Origin of the sequence: Bradyrhizobium sp. HKCCYLR20261, assembly GCF_051168435.1 — a bacterium.
In the GTDB taxonomy this organism is placed as follows: Bacteria; Pseudomonadota; Alphaproteobacteria; order Rhizobiales; family Xanthobacteraceae; genus Bradyrhizobium.
This window is the reverse complement of the sequence record NZ_JBNPUZ010000001.1, coordinates 77606-97642: the sequence shown is the minus strand read 5'-3', so window position 1 is coordinate 97642 and position 20037 is coordinate 77606. Positions and strand designations below refer to the sequence as shown.

The 20037-nt window shown below is 65.7% G+C and carries 17 protein-coding genes; 13 read left to right on the top strand and 4 right to left on the bottom strand.

Features of this window, described 5'->3' with window-relative positions; genetic code table 11:
* Together ACQR1L_RS00440 and ACQR1L_RS00435 are read left to right on the top strand one after the other, a co-directional pair.
* Positions 1-1458, top strand: coding sequence for a sigma-54-dependent transcriptional regulator (locus ACQR1L_RS00440; protein ID WP_434855967.1), 1458 nt, complete (start codon positions 1-3; stop codon positions 1456-1458).
* Positions 1433-2797, top strand: a complete 1365-nt coding sequence (locus tag ACQR1L_RS00435) for a sensor histidine kinase (protein ID WP_434855966.1) — start codon at positions 1433-1435, stop codon at positions 2795-2797. The genes ACQR1L_RS00440 and ACQR1L_RS00435 overlap by 26 nt, the downstream gene beginning before the upstream one ends.
* 18 nt (positions 2798-2815) lie before the next feature.
* On the opposite strand, the gene ACQR1L_RS00430 is transcribed toward ACQR1L_RS00435, so the two are convergent.
* The 3 genes from ACQR1L_RS00430 to ACQR1L_RS00420 form a co-directional block, all read right to left on the bottom strand.
* On the bottom strand, positions 2816-3676 hold the full coding sequence (locus tag ACQR1L_RS00430; RefSeq protein ID WP_434855965.1) for a formate/nitrite transporter family protein: 861 nt from the start codon (positions 3674-3676) through the stop codon (positions 2816-2818).
* A 142-nt stretch (positions 3677-3818) separates the two neighbouring features.
* A complete protein-coding gene (locus tag ACQR1L_RS00425; RefSeq protein WP_434855964.1) occupies positions 3819-4505 on the bottom strand; it encodes a GntR family transcriptional regulator in 687 nt (228 codons plus the stop codon).
* A 43-nt stretch (positions 4506-4548) separates the two neighbouring features.
* Positions 4549-5262: a GntR family transcriptional regulator gene (locus ACQR1L_RS00420; protein ID WP_434855963.1), complete on the bottom strand. Its 714-nt coding sequence runs from the start codon at positions 5260-5262 to the stop codon at positions 4549-4551.
* A gap of 264 nt (positions 5263-5526) precedes the next feature.
* Between ACQR1L_RS00420 and ACQR1L_RS00415 the strand changes: the two genes are divergently transcribed.
* From ACQR1L_RS00415 to ACQR1L_RS00370, 10 genes are all read left to right on the top strand, one after another.
* Positions 5527-5919: a copper chaperone PCu(A)C gene (locus tag ACQR1L_RS00415; RefSeq protein WP_434856537.1), complete on the top strand. Its 393-nt coding sequence runs from the start codon at positions 5527-5529 to the stop codon at positions 5917-5919.
* A gap of 85 nt (positions 5920-6004) precedes the next feature.
* Positions 6005-7783, top strand: coding sequence for a methanol/ethanol family PQQ-dependent dehydrogenase (locus ACQR1L_RS00410; protein WP_434855962.1), 1779 nt, complete (start codon positions 6005-6007; stop codon positions 7781-7783).
* Between the two features lie 97 nt (positions 7784-7880).
* Entirely contained in the window at positions 7881-8378 is a 498-nt protein-coding gene (locus ACQR1L_RS00405; protein ID WP_434856536.1) for a c-type cytochrome, read from the top strand.
* Positions 8375-9007 carry a hypothetical protein gene (locus ACQR1L_RS00400; RefSeq protein WP_434855961.1) on the top strand — a complete coding sequence of 211 codons (633 nt, stop codon included), beginning with the start codon at positions 8375-8377 and terminating at the stop codon, positions 9005-9007. The genes ACQR1L_RS00405 and ACQR1L_RS00400 overlap by 4 nt, the downstream gene beginning before the upstream one ends.
* A 136-nt stretch (positions 9008-9143) precedes the next feature.
* Positions 9144-9242 carry a pyrroloquinoline quinone precursor peptide PqqA gene (gene pqqA, locus ACQR1L_RS00395; RefSeq protein ID WP_434855960.1) on the top strand — a complete coding sequence of 33 codons (99 nt, stop codon included), beginning with the start codon at positions 9144-9146 and terminating at the stop codon, positions 9240-9242.
* A 183-nt stretch (positions 9243-9425) separates the two neighbouring features.
* Entirely contained in the window at positions 9426-9920 is a 495-nt protein-coding gene (locus tag ACQR1L_RS00390) for a (2Fe-2S)-binding protein (protein ID WP_434855959.1), read from the top strand.
* Positions 9917-12214: a molybdopterin cofactor-binding domain-containing protein gene (locus ACQR1L_RS00385; RefSeq protein ID WP_434855958.1), complete on the top strand. Its 2298-nt coding sequence runs from the start codon at positions 9917-9919 to the stop codon at positions 12212-12214. Before ACQR1L_RS00390 ends, ACQR1L_RS00385 begins: the two co-directional genes overlap by 4 nt.
* 533 nt (positions 12215-12747) lie before the next feature.
* On the top strand, positions 12748-14298 hold the full coding sequence (locus ACQR1L_RS00380; protein ID WP_434855957.1) for an AMP-binding protein: 1551 nt from the start codon (positions 12748-12750) through the stop codon (positions 14296-14298).
* Between the two features lie 41 nt (positions 14299-14339).
* Positions 14340-15278, top strand: a complete 939-nt coding sequence (locus tag ACQR1L_RS00375) for an AEC family transporter (RefSeq protein WP_434855956.1) — start codon at positions 14340-14342, stop codon at positions 15276-15278.
* Between the two features lie 25 nt (positions 15279-15303).
* Complete coding sequence (locus tag ACQR1L_RS00370) at positions 15304-17016, top strand: thiamine pyrophosphate-binding protein (protein WP_434855955.1); 1713 nt, start codon at positions 15304-15306, stop codon at positions 17014-17016.
* A gap of 383 nt (positions 17017-17399) precedes the next feature.
* Here the strand turns inward: ACQR1L_RS00370 and ACQR1L_RS00365 are convergent, their stop codons facing one another.
* The gene (locus tag ACQR1L_RS00365; RefSeq protein ID WP_434855954.1) at positions 17400-18707 is read right to left on the bottom strand and encodes an MFS transporter; all 1308 of its coding nucleotides are present in this window, start codon (positions 18705-18707) and stop codon (positions 17400-17402) included.
* 153 nt (positions 18708-18860) lie between these two features.
* On the opposite strand from ACQR1L_RS00365, the gene cyoA reads away from it, so the two are divergent.
* Positions 18861-20036: a ubiquinol oxidase subunit II gene (cyoA, locus tag ACQR1L_RS00360; RefSeq protein WP_434855953.1), complete on the top strand. Its 1176-nt coding sequence runs from the start codon at positions 18861-18863 to the stop codon at positions 20034-20036.
* Position 20037 lies beyond the last annotated feature (1 nt).

Genomic DNA, 20037 nt, shown 5'->3' with positions numbered 1-20037 from the left:
ATGGGAATCCAGGGAACCATATTGGTCGTCGACGACGAGGTCCGGTCGCAGGAGGCGCTGCGCCGCGTCCTCAACCAGGATTTCGAGGTCTTGTGCGCCGGCAACACGGCCGATGCGGAGAAGCTGCTCGAAGGCGAGATCGTGCACGCGGTGATCTGCGACCAGCGCATGCCGCAGGAATCCGGCGTCAGCTTCCTGAAGCGCGTGCGTGAGATGTGGCCCGATCCGGTCAGGATGATCATCTCGGGCTATTCGGATTCCGAGGACATCATCGCGGGACTTAACGAAGCCGGCATCTATCAATACATTACCAAGCCCTGGCAGCCGGACCGCCTGATCGACATCGTGCGCGAGGCCGTGCAGCTCTATCGTCTGCAGAAGGAGACGGAGACCGCCGGTGTCGACGTCAAGGCGACGCCGGCGCACATCAAGCAGGTCGTCTCGGTCAAGCGCGGCGCGGCCAAGAAGCTGTATGATTTCGATCGCATCGTGCACTCGGCGGCGAGCCCGATGCGCAATGTGATCGATCTCGGCCGCCGCGCCGCCGACTACGACATCTCGGTGCTGATCACGGGCGAGTCCGGTACCGGCAAGGAGCTGCTGGCGCGTGCGATCCATTACGGCTCGGCCCGCGCCAACAAGGCGTTCGTCGTCGAGAACTGCGGCGCGCTGCCGGACGAGCTCTTGGAAAGCGAGCTGTTCGGCTGCAAGAAGGGCGCCTTCACCGGCGCCTATCAGGACCGCATCGGCCTGTTCGAGGTCGCCGATGGCGGCACCATCTTTCTCGACGAGATCGGCGAGACCTCGCCGGCGTTCCAGGTCAAGCTGCTGCGCGTGCTGCAGGAGAGCGAAATCCGGCCGCTCGGCGCGCAGCGCGTGCGCAAGGTCGATGTCCGCGTCGTCGCCGCCACCAATCGTGACCTTGAAGCCGAGGTCGAGGCCGGCCGTTTCCGCCGCGATCTCTATTACCGGCTTGCCGCGTTCCCGGTGCACATGCCGTCGCTGCGCGAGCGGCCGATGGACATTCCGCTGATCGCCGAGGGCGTGTTGTCGGCGGTGAAGACCTCGTTCAACCGGCCGCATCTGCGCTTCGCACCCGCGGCGCTCGACGAGTTTTCCAAGTATCACTGGCCGGGCAACGTCCGCGAGCTGCAGAACGAGATCCAGCGCATGGCCGTGCTGGCCGATGCCGACGAGCTGCGCTGTCCGCCTTTCGCGGGCCGCCGTAGCGCGCGCCGGGCGGCGCCCGCCGCCGCCAACGGCAAGCTGAACGGCAGCGGCAGTCTGAAGGACCGCGTCGAGGATCTCGAAAAGACGATCATTGTCAGCTGTCTCGAAAAATACGAGGGTAACATCAGCCGCGTCGCCAGCGAACTCGGCCTGTCCCGCGTGGGCTTGCGCAACAAATTGTCGAGATACGACCTGAAGAAAAATGGCAAAGGCCACGCACTCTCCTGAGTCCGGCGCTGACACGCTGCTGAAGCTGATCGCGAGCAGCAGCTCGCTGGAATTCGACAGCGAGCGCGAGGGCGTGTGGATCGAGGTCATCCGCAAGATGGACGAGGTCTATTCAGACCTCCTGCGCTACGAGGTCGACCTCGAGCACAAGAATGCCGAGCTCGAGGAGGCGCAGGCCTTCGTCACCAATGTCATCGAGTCGGTCTCGGACATCCTCGTCGTCTGCGACGCCCGGGGAACGGTGCAGCAGGCCAACTCGGCATTCCAGCGGACATCCGGCCGCACTCTGCCGGAGATCGCGGGACGCAATATCGCCGAGATGATCGATCTCGACCACCACGGCAGGCTGGCGGCACTGTTGAACCCGCGCAGCAATGCCGAGGTCGTCGATGGCGAGCTGCGCTTTGCGGCGGGCGGATCGAGTTCCGATCTGTTCGCCATCAACAGCTCGCCGCGTCACGACCATCGCGGCCGCTTCATCGGCGTGGTGCTGACGGGGCGTCCCATCGGTGAGCTGCGCCGCGCCTATGAGGCATTGCACAAGGCGCATCAGGAGCTGCAGCGCGCGCAGCGGCAACTGGTCGAGCAGGAGAAGATGGCGAGCCTCGGCCGCCTCGTGGCCGGCGTCGCGCACGAGCTGAACAACCCGATCAGCTTCGTCTATGGCAACGTTCACACCTTGATGCGCTATCGAACGGCGCTGGTCGGCTATCTCGACGCGGTCCATGAGCAGCCGGTCTCCGACGAGGTCGCAGCGTTGCGCAAGGACCTGCGCATCGACGCCATCCTGGAGGATTTCGGGCCGCTGATCGAGGGCACCATGGAAGGCGCGGTGCGGATCAGCGAGATCGTCAAGAATTTGCGCCGGCTGTCGTTCTCCAAGCTCGGCGAGGTCGAGCGCGTCAACATCGAGCGGCTGATCAACACGGCCGTGCTGTGGGCCGGGCGCACCAAGCAGCATCGCGTCGATATCCAGATCGAGGTCGAGCCGGATCTGTGGATCTCCGGCAATGAGGGCCAGCTGCATCAGGTGATCGTCAACCTGGTGGAGAACGCCATCGACGCGATGCGATCGATCGAACTGCCGCGCCTCGTCGTTGCGGCCGCGCGGCAAGGGAACGAGATCGTGTTCCGGATCACTGACAATGGCCCGGGGATCGACAGGGATCATCTCACCCACATCTTCGAGCCGTTCTTCACCACCAAGCGCGTCGGCGAGGGCACCGGGCTCGGGCTGTGGATCAGCTATGGCATCGTGCGGGAGCACGGTGGCGAACTGGTGGTGAGCAACGAGCCCGAGGGCGGCGCGACATTCTCGTTCGCTCTGCCTGCCGCGTGATGGCCGGCTCGTGCCCGGTCAGTCGTCCTGATCGAGCTCGGCCGCGACCTGCCCATAGTTGAGAATAGCCACCAGCGTCGTGCCGCCGACGATGTTGCCGAGCAGGGTCGGGACGAAGAACGCGCCGGCATAGTCGGCAAGCGAGACCTCGCCCTTGAAGACGAGGAATGCGCATTCGACGGAGCCGGCGACGATGTGCGCGAACTGCCCGAGCGCCACCAAATAGGTCATCACCACCACGATATGGGCGCGGGCGCCGCGCACCGCCGGCAGCAGCCAGGCCATCAGCGCGATCAGCCAGCCTGCGAACACGGCGCGCGCGAACGTCGTCGAGAACGGGCCCTCGACCGTGTGCCGGCTGATCTCGATAAAGGCATCGACGATCCGCGGCTCGAACACGTGCGTATACGCCAGTGCGGCGGCCGCCGCCCATGTCCCCGCCACATTGGCTGCTAGCACCAGGCTCCACAGGCGCGCGACCTGTCCGAGCGTCTTGAGGTCGCGATGATGCAGCAGCGGCAGGATCGGCGTCAGCGTGTTCTCGGTGAACAATTGCTGCCGGCCGAGCACCACGACCAGAAAGCCGGCGGTATAGCCGAGCGGAGCAAACAACCGTCGCACCGCCTCGTCGGAGACGAAGGCATGGAATTCCCCCTGCACGATGAGCGACAAACTGATCGACAGGCCCGCGGCGAGTCCCGACAGCAGGATGGCCCACCAGCGCCGTTCGAGCTCGCTCTCGCCCTCGGCGCGGATCGTCTCGTGAATCAGTGCGGCGTTGGGCCGGCTCTGCGCTTTGATCTGCTGCCGCTGCTCATCCGAGACGCCCTCGATGTCGTCGGCGGGGCTGAAGGTCGGCGCGGTCGCCTTGCTGCTCACGTTGGTCGTTCCGTCGGCTGGCGTGGGCACGTGCCGACGCTGGGCGGAGAGCTGTAATCTCCGTGCGGCCAGAACGTCCGACGCGTTGGCTAGGTTCCAGGACGGGGGCGCGACAACGTTGCGCGGCAGCGTGCGGACATCATCAGGTCGGCGTGGCGACCGGCACGCGGTCGCGCTGCCTGGACAGCCGGGCCAGCAGCACCGCGGCGGTGCGCGTGATGTGCTGCCGGGCCAGATCCTCGGCCCTCTGCGCATCGCCCGCGATCACGGCGTTGAGGATGTCCTCGTGCTGATCCCAGATCCGCCGCGGCGTCTCGTCACGCATCAGGACTTCGCCCATCAGCCGGCGCAGATGCAGCCAATGCGGCTGCGTGGTGTCCTGAATGACGGAGTTGCCTGAGATCTCATAGAGGAACTCATGAAACTTGACGTCCGCCTCGATCAGTTGCTCGACCGAATGCTCGCGCTCGGCGCGACGGCCTTCCGCGATCAGCTTCGGTCCTTCCTCGGCGGCGCGCTCGGCGCCGCGGGTCGCTGCGAGTCTGCACGCGAGGCCCTCCGCGACGGCGCGGATTTCGTAGACATTGCGGATGAAGTTGGTGTCGATCGGCATGACCTCTAGGCCGCGTCCCGGCGCCTCGCGGACAAAGCCCTGGTTGCGCAACAGCAGCAGCGCCTGCTGCACCGGCTGGCGCGACACGCCGAGGTCGCGCGCCAGATCGTCCTGGATCAGCCGCGCCGATTCCGGCAACTCCCCGCCGACGATGTCGGACAGGATGCGCTGGTAGACGCGCTCCGTCAGGTTCGGCTGGGTCTTCAGCGGCGCCACGCGGCCTCCTGCATCCGATCGGCAATGTCTCTTCCGCGACCGCTCATAGCGACGTCTTTCGTCCCGAGAGCGTGCGGCGCTGCTTCGTCCTGTCGCCCTGCTGGGCCTCCAGATGGTGAATGAAAACGCCCGCCGCCTGCGAAATGTGGTCGCGGCTCAGCCGTTCGGCCTCGGCGCTGCGGCCCGCGATGATGGCAGCGAGAATGTCCTCGTGCTCGTCCCAGACCGTCTGGGACATCCTCTCCTCCTTCTGCAGCACGTCGGACATCACGCGCTTGAGGCAGGGCCAATGCGGCGTCATCGTCTCGTCGATCAGGGCGTTGCCCGAGAGTTCGCCGAGAAAGCGGTGGAAGGCGATGTCACTCTCGATCTTGCGGCTCACGAGTCCGCTTTTGACCGCCTCGTGGCCGGCGGCGATGTAGGCGGGGCCTTCGCGGGCCGCGCGATCGCTGGCGCGTTCGGCCGCGAGCCGCGCCGCCAGGCCTTCGAGCACGGCGCGCATCTCATAGAGATCGCGCACGAAGCTCGGGTCGAGCGGCGCCACGATCAAGCCGCGTCCGGGCGCGCTCTGCACCAGCCCGCAGCCGCGCAGCAGGATCAGCGCCTGCTGCACCGGCTGCCGCGATACGCCATAGGCCTGCGCGAGATCGTCCTGAATCAGCCGTGAGCCGGACGCCAGCACGCCGCTGACGATTTCGTCAGTGATCGCTTCGACGACCTGATCGACCAGGGATGGAGCAGGGGGCACGATTCTCATGGGCATCACATTTTCGGGAACACTAACACGCGGAGCGCGAAAATCCATTTGCGAGGAATTCGTATTCAGAGTACGAATTCAGAAGCAAGGAGCCAAGCGAAAACGGCTTCAACATCTCCGGGGAGGGCGTCCGTGTCGGATCAACCGGCTCGTTCGAGGCGTGATGACGGCTGCGCGGCGTCCTTGGAGGGCAGCGCGCGCTCCGGTGTGTGGGCGCTCGTCTCGCGAGGGGGAGCGGCAGCGTCTGCCGTTCTATTTGTCGCGTTGGCATCTCAGGCGGCGCTGGCTGGCGAAGGCCTCACCTTGTCCGATGCCTGGGTGCCTGCGGCCCCCGAAGTCGGTCGCGATATCCCGCTGTCGCTTACAATCAAGAACGAGACGTCGGCGCCGGAAGCCTTGATGCGCGTGCGCTGTCCGATCGCGAATTTTTCCGAACGCCACACCGTCGACCGCGGCGAGGGCGCCCCGTCGATGCGCGCCATCCCCAACATTCCGATTGCCGCCGGTAGCACGCTGGTGCTGTTGCCGACCGCCTATCACGTGATGCTGCTGCAGACGCGCGAGCCGCTCGAGCCCGGAAAGCGCTTCACCTGCACCATCGTGTTCCAGAAGGCTGGATCCATCGAAACGGAGGTTGAGGTTCGCAAGTCCCCCTGATGCTTGTCTGTCGCCTGCTGCCCTTCGCTACACGGCGGAGCGGTGTTCGATCCAACTCATAATCAAAAAGTGGGAGAAGGAAACGATGAGGAATCACGTCAGGTCTACGTTGCGGGCAGTACTGCTCGCCGGCGCAGCCTTTGCCTGTTTCAATCTGGCAGCACCGGCGCAGGCCGCCGACGAGATGACGCCGGAGCGGCTGCTCAACGCCGACAAGGAAGCCGGCAACTGGCTGCATCATCACAAGAACTACTCGGGCACGCGCTTCTCGACGTTGAAGGAGATCAACAAGGACAACGTCAAGAATTTGAAGGTCGCCTGGACGATGCATCTCGGCGGCGTCGAGGGCGGCGGCATCTGGAGCCATGGCGGTCTCGAAGGCACGCCGATCGTCGAGAACGGCATGATGTATGTGACCGACGGCTGGGGCTCGGTCTACAAGATCGATGCGCGCGGCGGCAAAGGCCAGATGGTCTGGAAGATGGATCCGAAGACGGATCATGACTGGGCCGGCGCCATCGCCTGCTGCGGCGTCGACAATCGCGGTGTTGCGCTGTGGGGCGATCTTGTCGTCTCGCACACGCTCGACGGCCGGCTGATCGCAACGAACAAGGAAACCGGTCAGGTCGCCTGGCAGCGCCAGGTCGCCGATCCCGACAAGGGCGAGGTCATCACCGGCGCGCCGCTGATCGTGAAGAACATGGCCATCTCCGGCGTCGCCGGCGCCGAATACGGCATCCGCGGCTGGATCGCCGCGACCGACCTGACCACGCAGAAGGAAGTCTGGCGCACCCACACCATTCCGGCCAAGGGCGAGCCCGGCAGCGAGACCTGGAAGGACAGCAACGACGCGGCCGCGGCCGGCGGCGGCTCGACCTGGGTGACCGGCACCTACGACCCGGCGACCGACACCATCATCTGGGGCGTCGGCAACCCCGGTCCGGACTGGGACAACGCCTATCGTCCGGGTGACAACCTCTACACGGACAGCTCGCTGGCGCTCGATGCCAACACCGGCAAGATCAAGTGGCACTACCAGCACACGCCGAACGATCCGTACGACTATGACAGTGTCGCCGAGAACGTTCTGGTCGACGTGCCCGCGCCGAACGGCCAGACGTTGAAGCTCGCGCTCGAGGCCGACCGCAACGGCTTCGCCTATGCGATCGATCGGACCAACGGCAAGTTCATCTGGGGACTGCCCTTCGTCAAGAAGGTGACCTGGACCAAGGGCCTCGATCCCGAGACCGGCAAGCCGATCGAGTACGATCCGAAGAATCCGGTGCAGCGTTACAACGCTGCGGTGACACCGCATCGTGAGAACAAGGTCGCGGACATCTGCCCGGGCAACATGGGCGGCAAGAACTGGCCGCCGACGTCCTACAATCCGGATCTCAAGCTCTGGTACATCCCGGTGATCGAGAGCTGCAACCGGATCACGGTCGAGGAAGCCACCAAGGACAAGCTCAAGCCGCGCGAGTTCTGGACCGGCGGCGGGCCGAGCCAGCCGTTCCGGATCACGGGCAGTGTGACCGCGATCGACGTCACCACCGGCAAGATCGCCGGCAAGATGGAGACGCCGTTCCCGAATCTCGGCGGCATGCTGTCGACGCCTGATCTCGTCTTCACCGGCCAGCCTTCGGGCGAGGTGATGGCGCTCGACGCCAAGACCCTGCAGAAGCTGTGGGAGTTCAACACCGGCGGCGGCGTCAACGCGCCTCCCGTGACCTTCTCGGTGGACGGCAAGCAATATGTTGCGATCCTCGTCGGTCTCGGCGGCGCCTGGGACAAGTGGTTCATCGAATCCACGCCCGAGCTGAAGAAGATCCAGCCCGGCTCGATGCTCTACGTCTTCGCGCTGTAAGTCGATCAAGGAGCGGAGGCACTGCCTCCGCTCCTCCCGTTTTCGCGTTTGAAAAGAAGATCAGATGAAATTCAGTGCGATCACGTCCGCCATGGCGTTGGCTTTCGTTCTCGTCTCCGGTTCGCTCGCCTCGGCTCAGTCTGCTGCCCCCACCGATCCGACCGAGGCCGGCAAGGCGGTGTTCAAGCGCGCCAACTGCGTCGGCTGCCACAAATGGCACGGCAATGGCGGCGGCGGCTACGGCGGCGACGCGCTGTCGCTGCGCAAGACCGAACTCGACCGTCAGCACATCATCGAGACCGTGACCTGCGGCCGCCCAGGCACCGGCATGCCGTATTTCGCCCGCGGCTCGTACGACACGACGAAGTGCTACGAGATGAACCGCCAGGACGTCGGCGAGCGCATGCCTCCGGAAGGTGGCACCTTCCTGCGCCCCAACGACATCGAGGCCGTCGCGGACTACGTGCTCGCGCACATCAAGGGGCGAGGCGAACCCACCTATGACGAGTGCACCGCCTTCTTCGGCAACACGTCGCGCGTCTGCGACATCTACAAGGCCAACGCAACCCAGCCCGCAAGCGAGCCATCCAAATGAAGCGCTCAACCTGCACAGCGATTTTTGCGACCTTCCTGCTGAGCGTCGTCATGCACGCGGCCTCGGCGCAGGCCGTGCCGAGCTATGACCTGCGGGACATTACGGTCGGCATGTCGATCGGCAACCTGCCGAACGAAGGCTATGTCAACCTGAGCTGCGCTGGGCAGCCTGATCGCCAGCTCGCTGCTTGGTCGAGCTGGCGCGATTGTCCGGCCGATGAACAGGGACGGCGCGCGGTGCGCTTCGAATTCGATCCGGAGACGAGTCAGGACGGCACCAAGGTGGCCGGCCATCCGGTGCTGCTCACGGCCGTCATCGACGGTAACGCCACGGTGTTCGGGCTCACCATCCAGACCGATCCGAAGGCGCGCCTCTACATCCGCAAGAAGGCGTTCCTGCTCGGCAACCAGGTGAAGTCGCGCTACGGCGCCGAGGGCTGGGATTGCAAGGAGCAGCAGCCGAGCGCAGGCGAGCAGCCGGTCGGCGGCGTCTTTCTGCGCGAGGTCTGCAAGAAAGCCATCCCCGGCCGGATGCTGACGGTCGAGCGTGAGCTGTTCCGCAAGCCCGACCAGGACATCAAGAACTTCGTCGACCAGACCATGGTCCAGATCACGAAGCTGACGAACTAAGCATTGGGTTCCGCGCCTCGCCCCAGCGCGGCGAGGTTCGCGTGTCATGCCTGCGATCGCCGGGTGCGGAGAGTTGCCGGAGATGCAGGGCGCCGTCTGTCGTGCGGCGATGATCATCCTCTCCGGGAGAACGAGCATGAGCTGGACTGCCCCCAAGATCGTCGAAGTGCCGGTCGGAATGGAAATCAACATGTATGCCTGCGCCAGCCGGCAGTCCGCTCAGCGCAAGAGCTGAGCCACGACCGTTCAAGGTCTGCGGTGGCAGCGATCGCAGCCGTTGTTGTCGCTGCCACCGATTGAGCTGCAATTCACCCTCGGACACCGCGCGAATGATGGGGTAGCGCGTTGCCGAGACGTGCCGGAACGCCGATGGGCGTTCGCTTCAGAGCAAATCCGTCCCGTAAGGAGGTTCTTGGCAATGGCGAAACTTAGTATCAACGGCAGAGACGTCTCTGTCGACGCGGCGAACGACACGCCGCTGTTGTGGGTCATCCGCGAGGAATTGCAGATGACCGGAACCAAGTTCGGCTGCGGCGCCGGGCTGTGCGGCGCCTGCACTGTGCATGTCGAGGGCGAGGCGGTGCGCTCGTGCCAGACCATGGTCGGCGACGTCGCCAACAAGAAGATCACCACGATCGAGGGCCTGTCGGAGAAGGGCGATCATCCGCTGCAGAAGGCGTGGATCGCCGAACAGGTGCCGCAATGCGGCTACTGCCAGTCCGGCCAGATCATGCAGGCGGCCTCGCTGCTCGCGAAGACCACGAGCCCCAGCAAGGAGGAGATCACGGCGCATATGGACGGCAATCTGTGCCGCTGCATGACCTACTCGCGAATCCAGAAGGCGATCTCGCGCGCCGCAGCCGAAATGCGCACCGCCTCCAACGCCACCTCGAACGAGCGGAGCCCCACATGAATACGCATGTGACGAACGCCGCGGGCGAGCGCATCGCCAATCCCACGACCGATCTCAGCCGCCGCTCCTTCCTGGTCGGCACTGCCGCCACCGGCCTCGTGCTCGGCTATGCCGGTTTCGCCGACAGCGCGCTCGCGGCGACGACGCCCTCGGCCTTCGAGCCGACCGTATGGTACTCGATCGCGCCGGATGGTCTCGTCACTGTGACCTGCGGCAAGGCCGACATGGGCCAGCACATCGCCTCGACGATGGCGCAGATCATCTGCGAGGAGCTCGGCGCCGCCTGGAAGGACATGCGCGTCCAGCTCGCCTCCAACGATCCGAAGTTCAACGATCCCGTGCTCGGCGCCCAGATCACCGGCGGCAGCTGGAGCACGATGATGAACTTCGACGCGATGAGCCGTGCCGGCGCCGCCGGGCGCATTGCGCTCACCGAAGCGGCTGCGACCGCGATGGGCGTGCCGGCCAAGGAGCTCGTGGCGCGTGACGGCGTCGTGGTGCATCCGAAGTCGAAGAAGCAGATGAGCTATGCCGAGATCGTCAAGAGCGGCAAGATCACCAAGAGCTTCACGCCGGACGAGCTGAAGGCGATCACGCTGAAGACGCCGGATCAGTACACCATGATCGGCGTCTCCGTGCCGCAGCTCGACATTCCCTCCAAGACCAATGGAACGGCGAAGTACGGCATCGATACGATGCTGCCGGGCATGGTCTACGGCAAGGTGGTGACGCCGCCGGTGCGCTTCGGCGCGACCGTGAAGTCGGTCGATGACTCGGAGGCCAAGAAGGTCCCCGGCTTCATCAAGGCGGTGACGCTCGACGACAAGACCGGCTCGACGTCGGGCTGGGTGGTGGCCGTGGCCAACACCTACGCCAATGCCAGGAAGGCGGCGGACGCGCTGAAGATCAGCTATGACAAGGGGCCGTACGCCAATGTCAGCACCGAGAGCATCCTCGCCGAGGCCAAGAAGCTGCAGGCGCAGGACGATTCCGGACAGTTCTTCGTCAAGGACGGCGATCCAGCATCGGCGCTGTCAGGCGCGGCCAAGGTATTGGAGGCGGAGTACACCACCAGCATCAACATCCACGCGCCGCTGGAGCCGATGAACGCGACCGCCGAGTTCAAGGGTGACATCCTGCACATCTATTCCGGCAATCAGTTCGCCACCCGCTCCGGCGCAATCGCGGCGGGCGCGGCCGGGATCGATCCCAAATATGTCGTGATGCATCAGGCCTGGCTCGGCGGCGGCTTCGGCCGCAGGCTCGATGCCGACATGATGGTGCCGGCGGTGCAGGCGGCCAAGGCCGTCGGCAAGCCGGTCAAGGTGATCTATTCCCGCGAGAACGATATGACGATGGACTACTCGCGGCCGCTCACCTACCAGAAAGTGAAGGCCGGTCTGGACAATGACGGCAAGCTCATTGCGCTGAGCCACGACGTCGTGTCGGCCTGGCCGACGGCACGCTGGGGCATCCCGGACTTCCTGACGCCCTCGGTCGACAAGAAGGGCCCGCTCGACTCGTTCACGGTCAACGGCGCCGACTTTTTCTACACCGTGCCCAACCACCATGTGCGCGCGATCAAGAACGAGCTCGCGCACAATGCGACGCCGTCCGGGCAGCTCCGCTCGGTGGCGCCGGGTTGGACGTTCTGGGCGGTCGAGAGCATGATCGACGAGATCGCGGTGGCCTCCGGCCAGGACCCGGCGCAGTTCCGCATCGCGCTGCTCGACGGCAAGGGCAAGAACGATGGCGGCGCGCAGCGGTTGCGCAACACGCTGCTCGCGGCGATGGGCCTGTCCGGCTACGGCGCCAAGAAGCTGCCGAAGGGCGAGGGCATGGGCGTGGCCTGCGTGTCGTCCCAGGAGCGGGCGACCGCGAGTTGGACGGCCTGCGTCGCCCATGTCGCGGTGGCTGAGAGCGGCGAGGTCACGGTGAAGAAGCTCACCGTGGCGACCGATGTCGGCACGCAGGTGCATCCCGACAACATCCGCGCCCAGGTCGAGGGCGCGGCGCTGTGGGGCCTGTCGCTGGCGATGTACGAGAAGGCGACCTTGAAGGATGGCGGCATCGAGCAGACCAACTTCGACAGCTACACGCCGCTGCGCATGAGCCAGGTGCCGGAGGTCGCAATCGCCGTGATCGCCAATGGCGAGAAGGCCACCGGCGTCGGCGAGCCCGCGGTGACGGTGGTGGCGCCCGCGCTCGGCAACGCCATCTACAACGCCTGCGGCGCGCGGCTGCGCGCGCTGCCGATCACCGCTGCGGCAGTGAAAGCGGCGATGAAGGCGTAGCGTCTACAAGCAGGGTGGGGCGGCCTGCGCCGCTCCACCTCATCATTTGAGAGTTTTCGTTTGGACCCATACGGCCCGTGGCTCAGGCCTGTTTTTCGCGATGAGTTCGTCGATTTTGATGTCGGCTCTATGACTCGACGCCCGCGGCAGATCGTTCGCCTGCAGATGCCAACGCTGCCAAACTCAAGGCTCAGTGTCGTCCCGGACAAGCGCGCTCCGGCAACGCGGAGCGTTGCTGGCATTCGCGCGCAGATCCGGGACCCATAACCCCAGGGAGATGTGCGAGGCACCATGGCTGACCGATCTCGCCCAGCCGCGTCCGCCACGGGGAATGGATGCCGGGTCGGCGTCCGCCAACGCTGCGCGTTGCCGGACTTGCCCGGGATGACACCTTTGCTTGTCGCGGCCCGTGTGACCGAACCAGACACAGTAACGCCTCTTCACCTCGGGACGGGATCATGCGAGGCGCCGAACAAGGCTATTGCTTTGAATTCGAATTCGGAATACGAATTCGTGAAGGGGAGGAGCCTGGAATGAGGGACCTGCTGAACTTCGGGCAGATGCTGTCGGCGCACGCCCGCATGTCGCCGGAGCGCACCGGTGCGCGCGACCGAGAGCGCGCGATGAGCTTCCGGCTCTGGAACGAGCGCGCCTGCCGGCTCGCCAATGCGCTGCTCGGCCTCGGTCTGGCCAAGGGCGATCGCGTCGCGATCCTTGCCTACAATTGCGTCGAGTGGTGTGAGATCTATGCGGCGACGGCCAAGGCTGGCCTGGTTGCGCTGCCGATCAACTTTCGCCTGACAGCGCCCGAGGTGCTGTTCATTGTGCAGAACGCCGAAGCGTCCGCCGTCATCGTGCAGGACGAGCTCGTCGGGCTCGTCGAGGAAACTCGCAAGGATCTCGGCATCCCCGACGATCGCTTCATCCACTTCGGTACAAAGCCGCGCCCGGCCGGCTATCGCGGCTATGAGGACATCATCGCTGCAGCGTCGTCCCGCGAGCCGGATCAGCACGTCGCGCTGTCCGATCCCTGGACCCTGATGTACACCTCGGGCACGACTGGCAAGCCGAAGGGCGTGCTGCGCAGCCACCGCAGCGCCGTGCTGCTGTCGATGGTCACCGAGATCGAGCTGAAGCTCAGCCGCAACGACGGCGCGCTGCTGGTGATGCCGATGTGCCATGCCAATTCGCTGAACTTCTTCGGCGCGTTCGGCTACATCGGCGGCGTCAGTTCGATCTATTCACGCAAGAGCTTCGATCCCGAGCACGCGGTGACGACGCTCGCCGATGGCGGCTCGACCTTCACCTCGCTGGTGCCGACCCACTACATCATGATGCTCGATTTGCCGCGCGCGATCCGCGCGCAGCACGATTTCAGCGCGGTGACCAAGCTGATGATCTCCTCGGCGCCGGCGCGACCGGAGACCAAGCGCGAGGTGATGGAGATGTTTCCGAAGTCCGGTCTCTACGAGCTCTATGGCGCGACCGAGACCGGCTGGGTGACGATGCTGCATCCGCATGAGCAGTTCACCAAGCTCGGCTCTGTCGGGCGCGAATGCGTCGGCGCAGCCCCCATCCGCATCCTCGACGAGGCCGGCCATGAGGTGCCGGACGGCGAGGCGGGCGAGCTCTATTCGTCCAACGCCCACACCTTCGACTGCTATTGGCGCCTGCCGGACAAGACCAAGGAGGCGTTCCGCGGCGACTATTGCTCGGTCGGCGACATGGCGCGCCGTGATGCTGACGGTTACATTCACTTGGCCGACCGCAAGAGCAACATGATCATCTCCGGTGGCGAGAACATCTATCCGTCCGAGGTCGAGGCGCTGGTCGGCGCACATCCCAGCGTCAAGGACATCGCGGTGATCGGCCTTCCCGACGACAAATGGGGCGAGCGCGTCCACGCCGTGATCGTGCCGCGCGACGGGGTGACCGTGAAGGAGGGCGAGCTGGTCGACTGGGCCAAGGAACGTCTCGCCGGCTTCAAGCGGCCGCGCTCCTACGCCTTGATCACCGACGCCGAGATGCCGCGCAACGCCACCGGCAAGATCCTGCACCGCGAGCTGAAGAAGCGATTTTCGTGAACGGGTGGCTGCGATGTGGTGCGGTCTGATATGTAGCTGCGATGCAGGCCGTTCTCAATTCCGCTCTTCCCATTTTCGCGCTGATCCTCACCGGATTCCTGTGCGGACGCTTCGGTGTGTTCGACCGCACCGCAACCGACAATCTCAACCGCTTCGCGGTGTACCTGGCGCTGCCGGCGCTGATCTTCACGGCGATGTCCAGGATCGGCGTCGAGCAGGTCAGCCAGTTCGGCTTTATCGGCGCGTTCTGCGGCGGCATCGCCGCGACCTTCGCGACCGGCTTTGTCATCAGCCGCTTGCGCGGCCGCCGCGTCGCCAACGCCAGCATCGAGGGGCTGGATGCCGGCTACAGCAATGTCGGCTTCATGGGCATCCCGATGTGCCTCCTGGTGTTCGGCCCGGACAGCGCGCCGGCCTCGATCATTGCGACCTTGTTCACGGCCTGCGTGTTGTTCCTCTTCGCGATCGTCGTCGTCGAGATGGATCTGCAGAAGGGCGCGACGCTCGGCACCACCATCGCCAAGGTCGCGCGCTCGCTGCTGACCAGCCCGCTGTTCATCGCGCCGGTCACAGGCCTCGCGGTCGGGCTCAGCGGCATCGCGCTGCCGGCGCCATTCATGAGCTTCACCAGCCTGCTCGGCGGCGCGGCCTCGCCTGCGGCGCTGGTCTGCATCGGTCTCTTCTTGGCGCAGGAGCGTGTCGTTACGCACGATGCGACATCGATCGCCATCCTCGTCTCGTTGAAGCTCGTGATGCAGCCGGCCGTGACCGCGCTGCTCGCCTTCCACGTCTTTGCGATGCCGCCGCTGTGGTCGCATTCGGCCGTCATCCTGAGCGCGCTGCCGATCGGCTCGGGGCCGTTCACGATCGCCAAGCTCTACGGCCTCGAAGCCGGCGTCACCTCGGGCTCGATCCTGGTCTCGCACATCTTCGCCGTCCTCACGGTCTCGCTGCTCGTGGCTTGGCTCGCCCCGGGCTGATCGCATCTTCATCCGGAGTGGTCCGATGAAAGTCTTGCCCGACAGTGCCGCCGACCTGATCGCCCGCCTGCTCAAGCGCCGTGGCGTCACCCGCGTGTTCGCGCTGTGCGGCGGCCACATCATGCCGATCTGGATGCGGCTTGACGCGGAGGGCATCCGCATCGTCGACGTGCGCGACGAGCGTGCCGCCGTGCACATGGCGCAGGCGCATGCGGAGCTCACCGGCGAGCTCGGCGTCGCCCTGGTCACGGCGGGACCCGGCATGACCAACGCGATCACCGGCATCGCGAACGCCCATGTCTCGCGCGCGCCGGTGCTGGTGATATCTGGCGGCAATCCGCGGCCGCAGGAAAATCGCGGCGGCCTGCAGGACATGGATCACACCCAGCTGGTGCGCTCGATCACGCGCTATGCCCGCACGGTGCGTGAGCCGTCACTGGTGTTGCAGGAGCTCGACGAGGCGATCGCGCGGGCGTTCGGCGATGGCGGCGAGCCGGGGCCCGTCTTCATCGATTTCCCGGTCGACACCCTGCGCGGGATCGTGCCGAAGGCACTGCAATTGGAGGAGCATCTCGGACCGAAGCCGCGCGCGGCGACGCGCCCCGATCCGGCCGAGGTCGAGAAGGCGGTCGAGCTGCTGTGGTCGGCCCGCCGCGTGCTCGTCATCTCCGGCCGCGGCGCGCGCGGCGCAGGGCCCGAGCTGATCGGCCTGCTCGACCGGCTTGGCGCGGTCTATCTCGACACCGGCGAGAGCAGGGGCCTCGTGCCCGATGATCATCCGTCCGTGGTGGGCGCGATGCGCGGCGCCGTGATGGGCGATGCCGATGTCGTACTGACGGTCGGCCGCAAGCTCGACTTCCAGCTCGCCTATGGCTCGCCGGCGGTGTTCAAGGACGCCAGGTTCGTGCGCATCAGCGACACCGCGTCAGAGCTGCGCGATAATCGCCGCGGCGCGGCCGAGATCCTGGCGTCGCCGGCCGAGACGCTTCGTGCGATCGTTGCGCTCGCGGGCAATCGCGAATCGGCTGTCGATCGGCAATGGGCCGCGAAGCTGCGCGCGGCGCATCAGGAGCGCGCCGCCAAGCTGAAGCAGAGCATGGCGACGGCGGCACCGGGCTCCGACGGCCGGCTGCATCCGAACCGCGTGCTATCTGCGATCCAGGACGCCATCGGCAACGACGCCGTGGTCATCACCGACGGCGGTGACTTCCTGTCCTTCGCCCGTGTGGGCCTGAGTGCGCCCTTGATGCTCGATCCCGGCCCGTTCGGCTGCATCGGCATCGGTGTGCCCTACGGTATCGCCGCCAGCCTCGCTTATCCCGACAAGCCCGTGGTGGTCGCGACCGGCGACGGCGCGTTCGGCTTCAACGCGATCGAGGTCGACACCGCCGTGCGCCACAAGGCGCCAGTGTTGATCGTCGTCGCCAACAACGGCGCCTGGCAGATCGAGGTGTACGACCAGACCGTCACGCATGGCAAGGTCGTCGGCACGAAATTGCAATTCGCCGATCACGCCGCCATGGCGCGCGCCTTCGGCATGCATGCCGAGCGGGTCGAGACGGAGGAGCAGCTCGGGCCTGCGATCGAGCGCGCGCTGGAGAATCGTCCGTCTCTGCTAGACATGATCGTGACGCCGGAGGCGGTGTCGTCGGATGCCAAGACGGGACTTGCCTGGGTGCCGGACCTGCAGCCGCTCGCGGCGTGGGACGACGCGGAGCGGAAGTGGCGGGGGAGTTGATCTGTCGTTGGTCTGCAACGTGTCGCCTGTCTCGGAACCCCACTCTCTCCATGAACACGCCTCTCGGCGTGTTCATGGTCCGGTGTGCAGTGCCGCCCCGGCTGTTGAACCTCATGGTGAGGAGCGCCGCGCCGCAAGCTGCTTGACGCAAGCTGAGATGGTTCGGGCGCGGCGCGTCTCGAACCATGAGGCCCGAGCTGTGGCCTCGCCCTTCGAGACGCCCGCCTTCGGCGGGCCCTCAGGGTGAGGGTGGAAGTCGTTCCGAGCAGGGCGAAGCGCGCAATTCCGAGCGAAGCTTTCGATCGTCTTGATCAATACGCTGCTCGCGGCCGGAAGCTCACTCAGTCAAAGAGGACCAAGTGAAGCGAATTGTGTCGCCCCGCTTACTTCTGCTCCAGCTGCCGCGGCGCACTCAGCCACAGCGCGAGCAGCGTGCACACCGCGCCGGACAGCAGATAGCCGCCGGCCGACAGCAGGCCGAAATACGACGCCAGCAGCAGCGCCGCCAGCGGCGCAAAGCCTGCGCCGAACAGCCAAGCCAGGTCCGCGGTCAGCGCCGAGGCGGTGTAGCGATAGGTGCGGGCGAAGTTGGCGGCGATCGCGCCCGAGGACTGGCCGAACGACAGGCCGAGCAGGATGAAGCCGAGCACCATGTAGACGGTCTCGCCGACCGGGCCGGCATCGAGCAGCTGCGGCGCGAAGCCGGAGAACACGGCGATCGCGATCGCGGAGCCGATCAGGAGCGACTTGCGGCCGATGCGGTCGGCGAGCATGCCGGAGGCGATGATCGCGACCACGCCGAACACGGCGCCGACGGCCTCGATGATCAGGAAGCGCGCCGGCGTCTCCTTGGTGAACAGGAACACCCAGGACAGCGGAAACACCGTCACCATGTGAAACAGCGCAAAGCTCGCCAGCGGCGCGAACGCGCCGATCACGATATTGCGGCCCTCGTGACGGATGGTGTTGGCGACGCTGGCGGGCTGCAGCTCACGCGACTGGAACAGCTCGTCATATTCGGGCGTCACCACCATGCGCAGCCGCGCGAACAGCGCCACGACGTTGATGGCAAACGCGACGAAGAACGGATAGCGCCAGCCCCAGTCGAAGAAGTCGGCCGCCGAGAGATGACCGACGAAGAAGGCGAACAGCGTGCTGGCGACGATCAGCCCGAGCGGCGCGCCGAGCTGTGGGATCATCGCATACCAGCCGCGCTGATGCTCCGGCGCGTTCATCGCGAGCAGCGAGGCGAGGCCGTCCCAGGCGCCGCCCCAGGCGAGGCCCTGGCCGATTCGCGCCAGCGCGAGCAGCCAGATCGCCCCGGCGCCCACGGTGTAGTAGCTCGGCAGGAAGGCGATCGCGACGGTCGAGGTGCCCAGCAGGAATAGCGCGATGATCAGCTTGGCGCTCTTGCCGTAGCGGCGGTCGATCGCCATGAAGATCACGCTGCCGAACGGGCGGGCGATGAAGGCGAGCGCGAACAGCGCGAAGGAATACAGCGTCTGCGTCAGCTCGTCGGCGAACGGAAAGACGAGCCGCGGAAACACGATCACCGAGGCGATGGCGTAGACGAAGAAGTCGAAGAACTCCGACGTGCGGCCGATGATGACCCCGATCGCGATCTCGCCGGGATTCGCCTCATGCCTGCGGGAGAGATCGGTCTCGCCGTCCATGGCCGCTGCCTGTGTCATCGCTGCTCGCCGTCCTCTCGCGCACTCTATCTCCGCCCGTAAATGTCTGCCCGGGCGTCGGTCCGGTATTGGACAAATTGTCCAATGTTGGGCGTGACGTCCGGTCGTTACGTGAGGCCTCGTTCAGAGATCCGCGCTTCGACGAGGTTAATCGTGCGTTACTGGAAAACGTTGGCCCTGCTCCCCCTGGGGCTTGCGCTCGGGGGCTGCAATCTGGTGGTGCTCGCACCCTCCGGTGACGTCGCGGCCCAGCAGCGCGATCTCGTGATCATCGCCACCGTGCTGATGCTGCTGATCGTGGTGCCGGTGATGGTGGCCACCGCCATGATCGCCTGGCGCTACCGCCAGTCCAACAAGACCGCGACCTACACGCCAGACTGGGACCACTCCACCCAGCTCGAGCTCCTGATCTGGGCGGCGCCGCTGCTGATCATCATCTGCCTGGGCGCCGTCACCTGGATGGGCACGCATCTGCTCGATCCCTACCGCACGTTGGGCCGCATCTCGGCCGATCGCGCGGTGACGCCGCAGGACAAGCCGCTCGAGGTCAACGTCGTCGCGCTCGATTGGAAGTGGCTGTTCATCTATCCCGAATACGGCATCGCCAGCCTCAACGAGCTTGCCGCGCCGGTCAATCGCCCGCTCGATTTCCGTATCACCTCGTCCTCGGTGATGAACTCGTTCTATATTCCGGCACTCGCTGGCCAGATCTATGCAATGCCGGGCATGCAGAGCCGCCTGCACGCCGTCATCAACAAGCCCGGCGTCTATCGCGGCTTCTCCGCGAACTACAGCGGGGCCGGCTTCTCCGGCATGCGCTTCGCTTTCCATGGCCTGTCCGATACCGAGTTCGCGGGATGGGTCGAGAAGGCCAAGGCGAGCGGCAATGCGCTGGGCAAGCCTGAATACCTGACCCTGGAGCGTCCGAGCGCCAACGAGCCGGTGCGCTACTACGCTTCCGTCGACAACGACCTGTTCCGCGCCATCCTCAACATGTGCGTCGAGACCGGCAAGATGTGCATGAGCGAGATGATGGCGATCGACGCCAGGGGCGGCATGGGCATGGCCGGTGTGCGCAACACGCTGCCGCTCGCCTATGACAAGTTCGCCGGCCGCGGCGCCGTGTTCGGCGCCGAGCCGAGCTTCGTCGCCGGCGGCGTCTGCCTGCCGGGCGACCAGGTCACGCGCATGGCCGAGGACTCCTCGCCCACCGTGCTGGCGCCGCTCGACTGGACGCCGCTGCAGGGCCGTGGCCTGGAGCGGCCCGGCCTGATGCGGCCGTCCAAGGCGTCGTTCATCCCGTTGCCGACCTCCAAGTCGAATTCCTGAC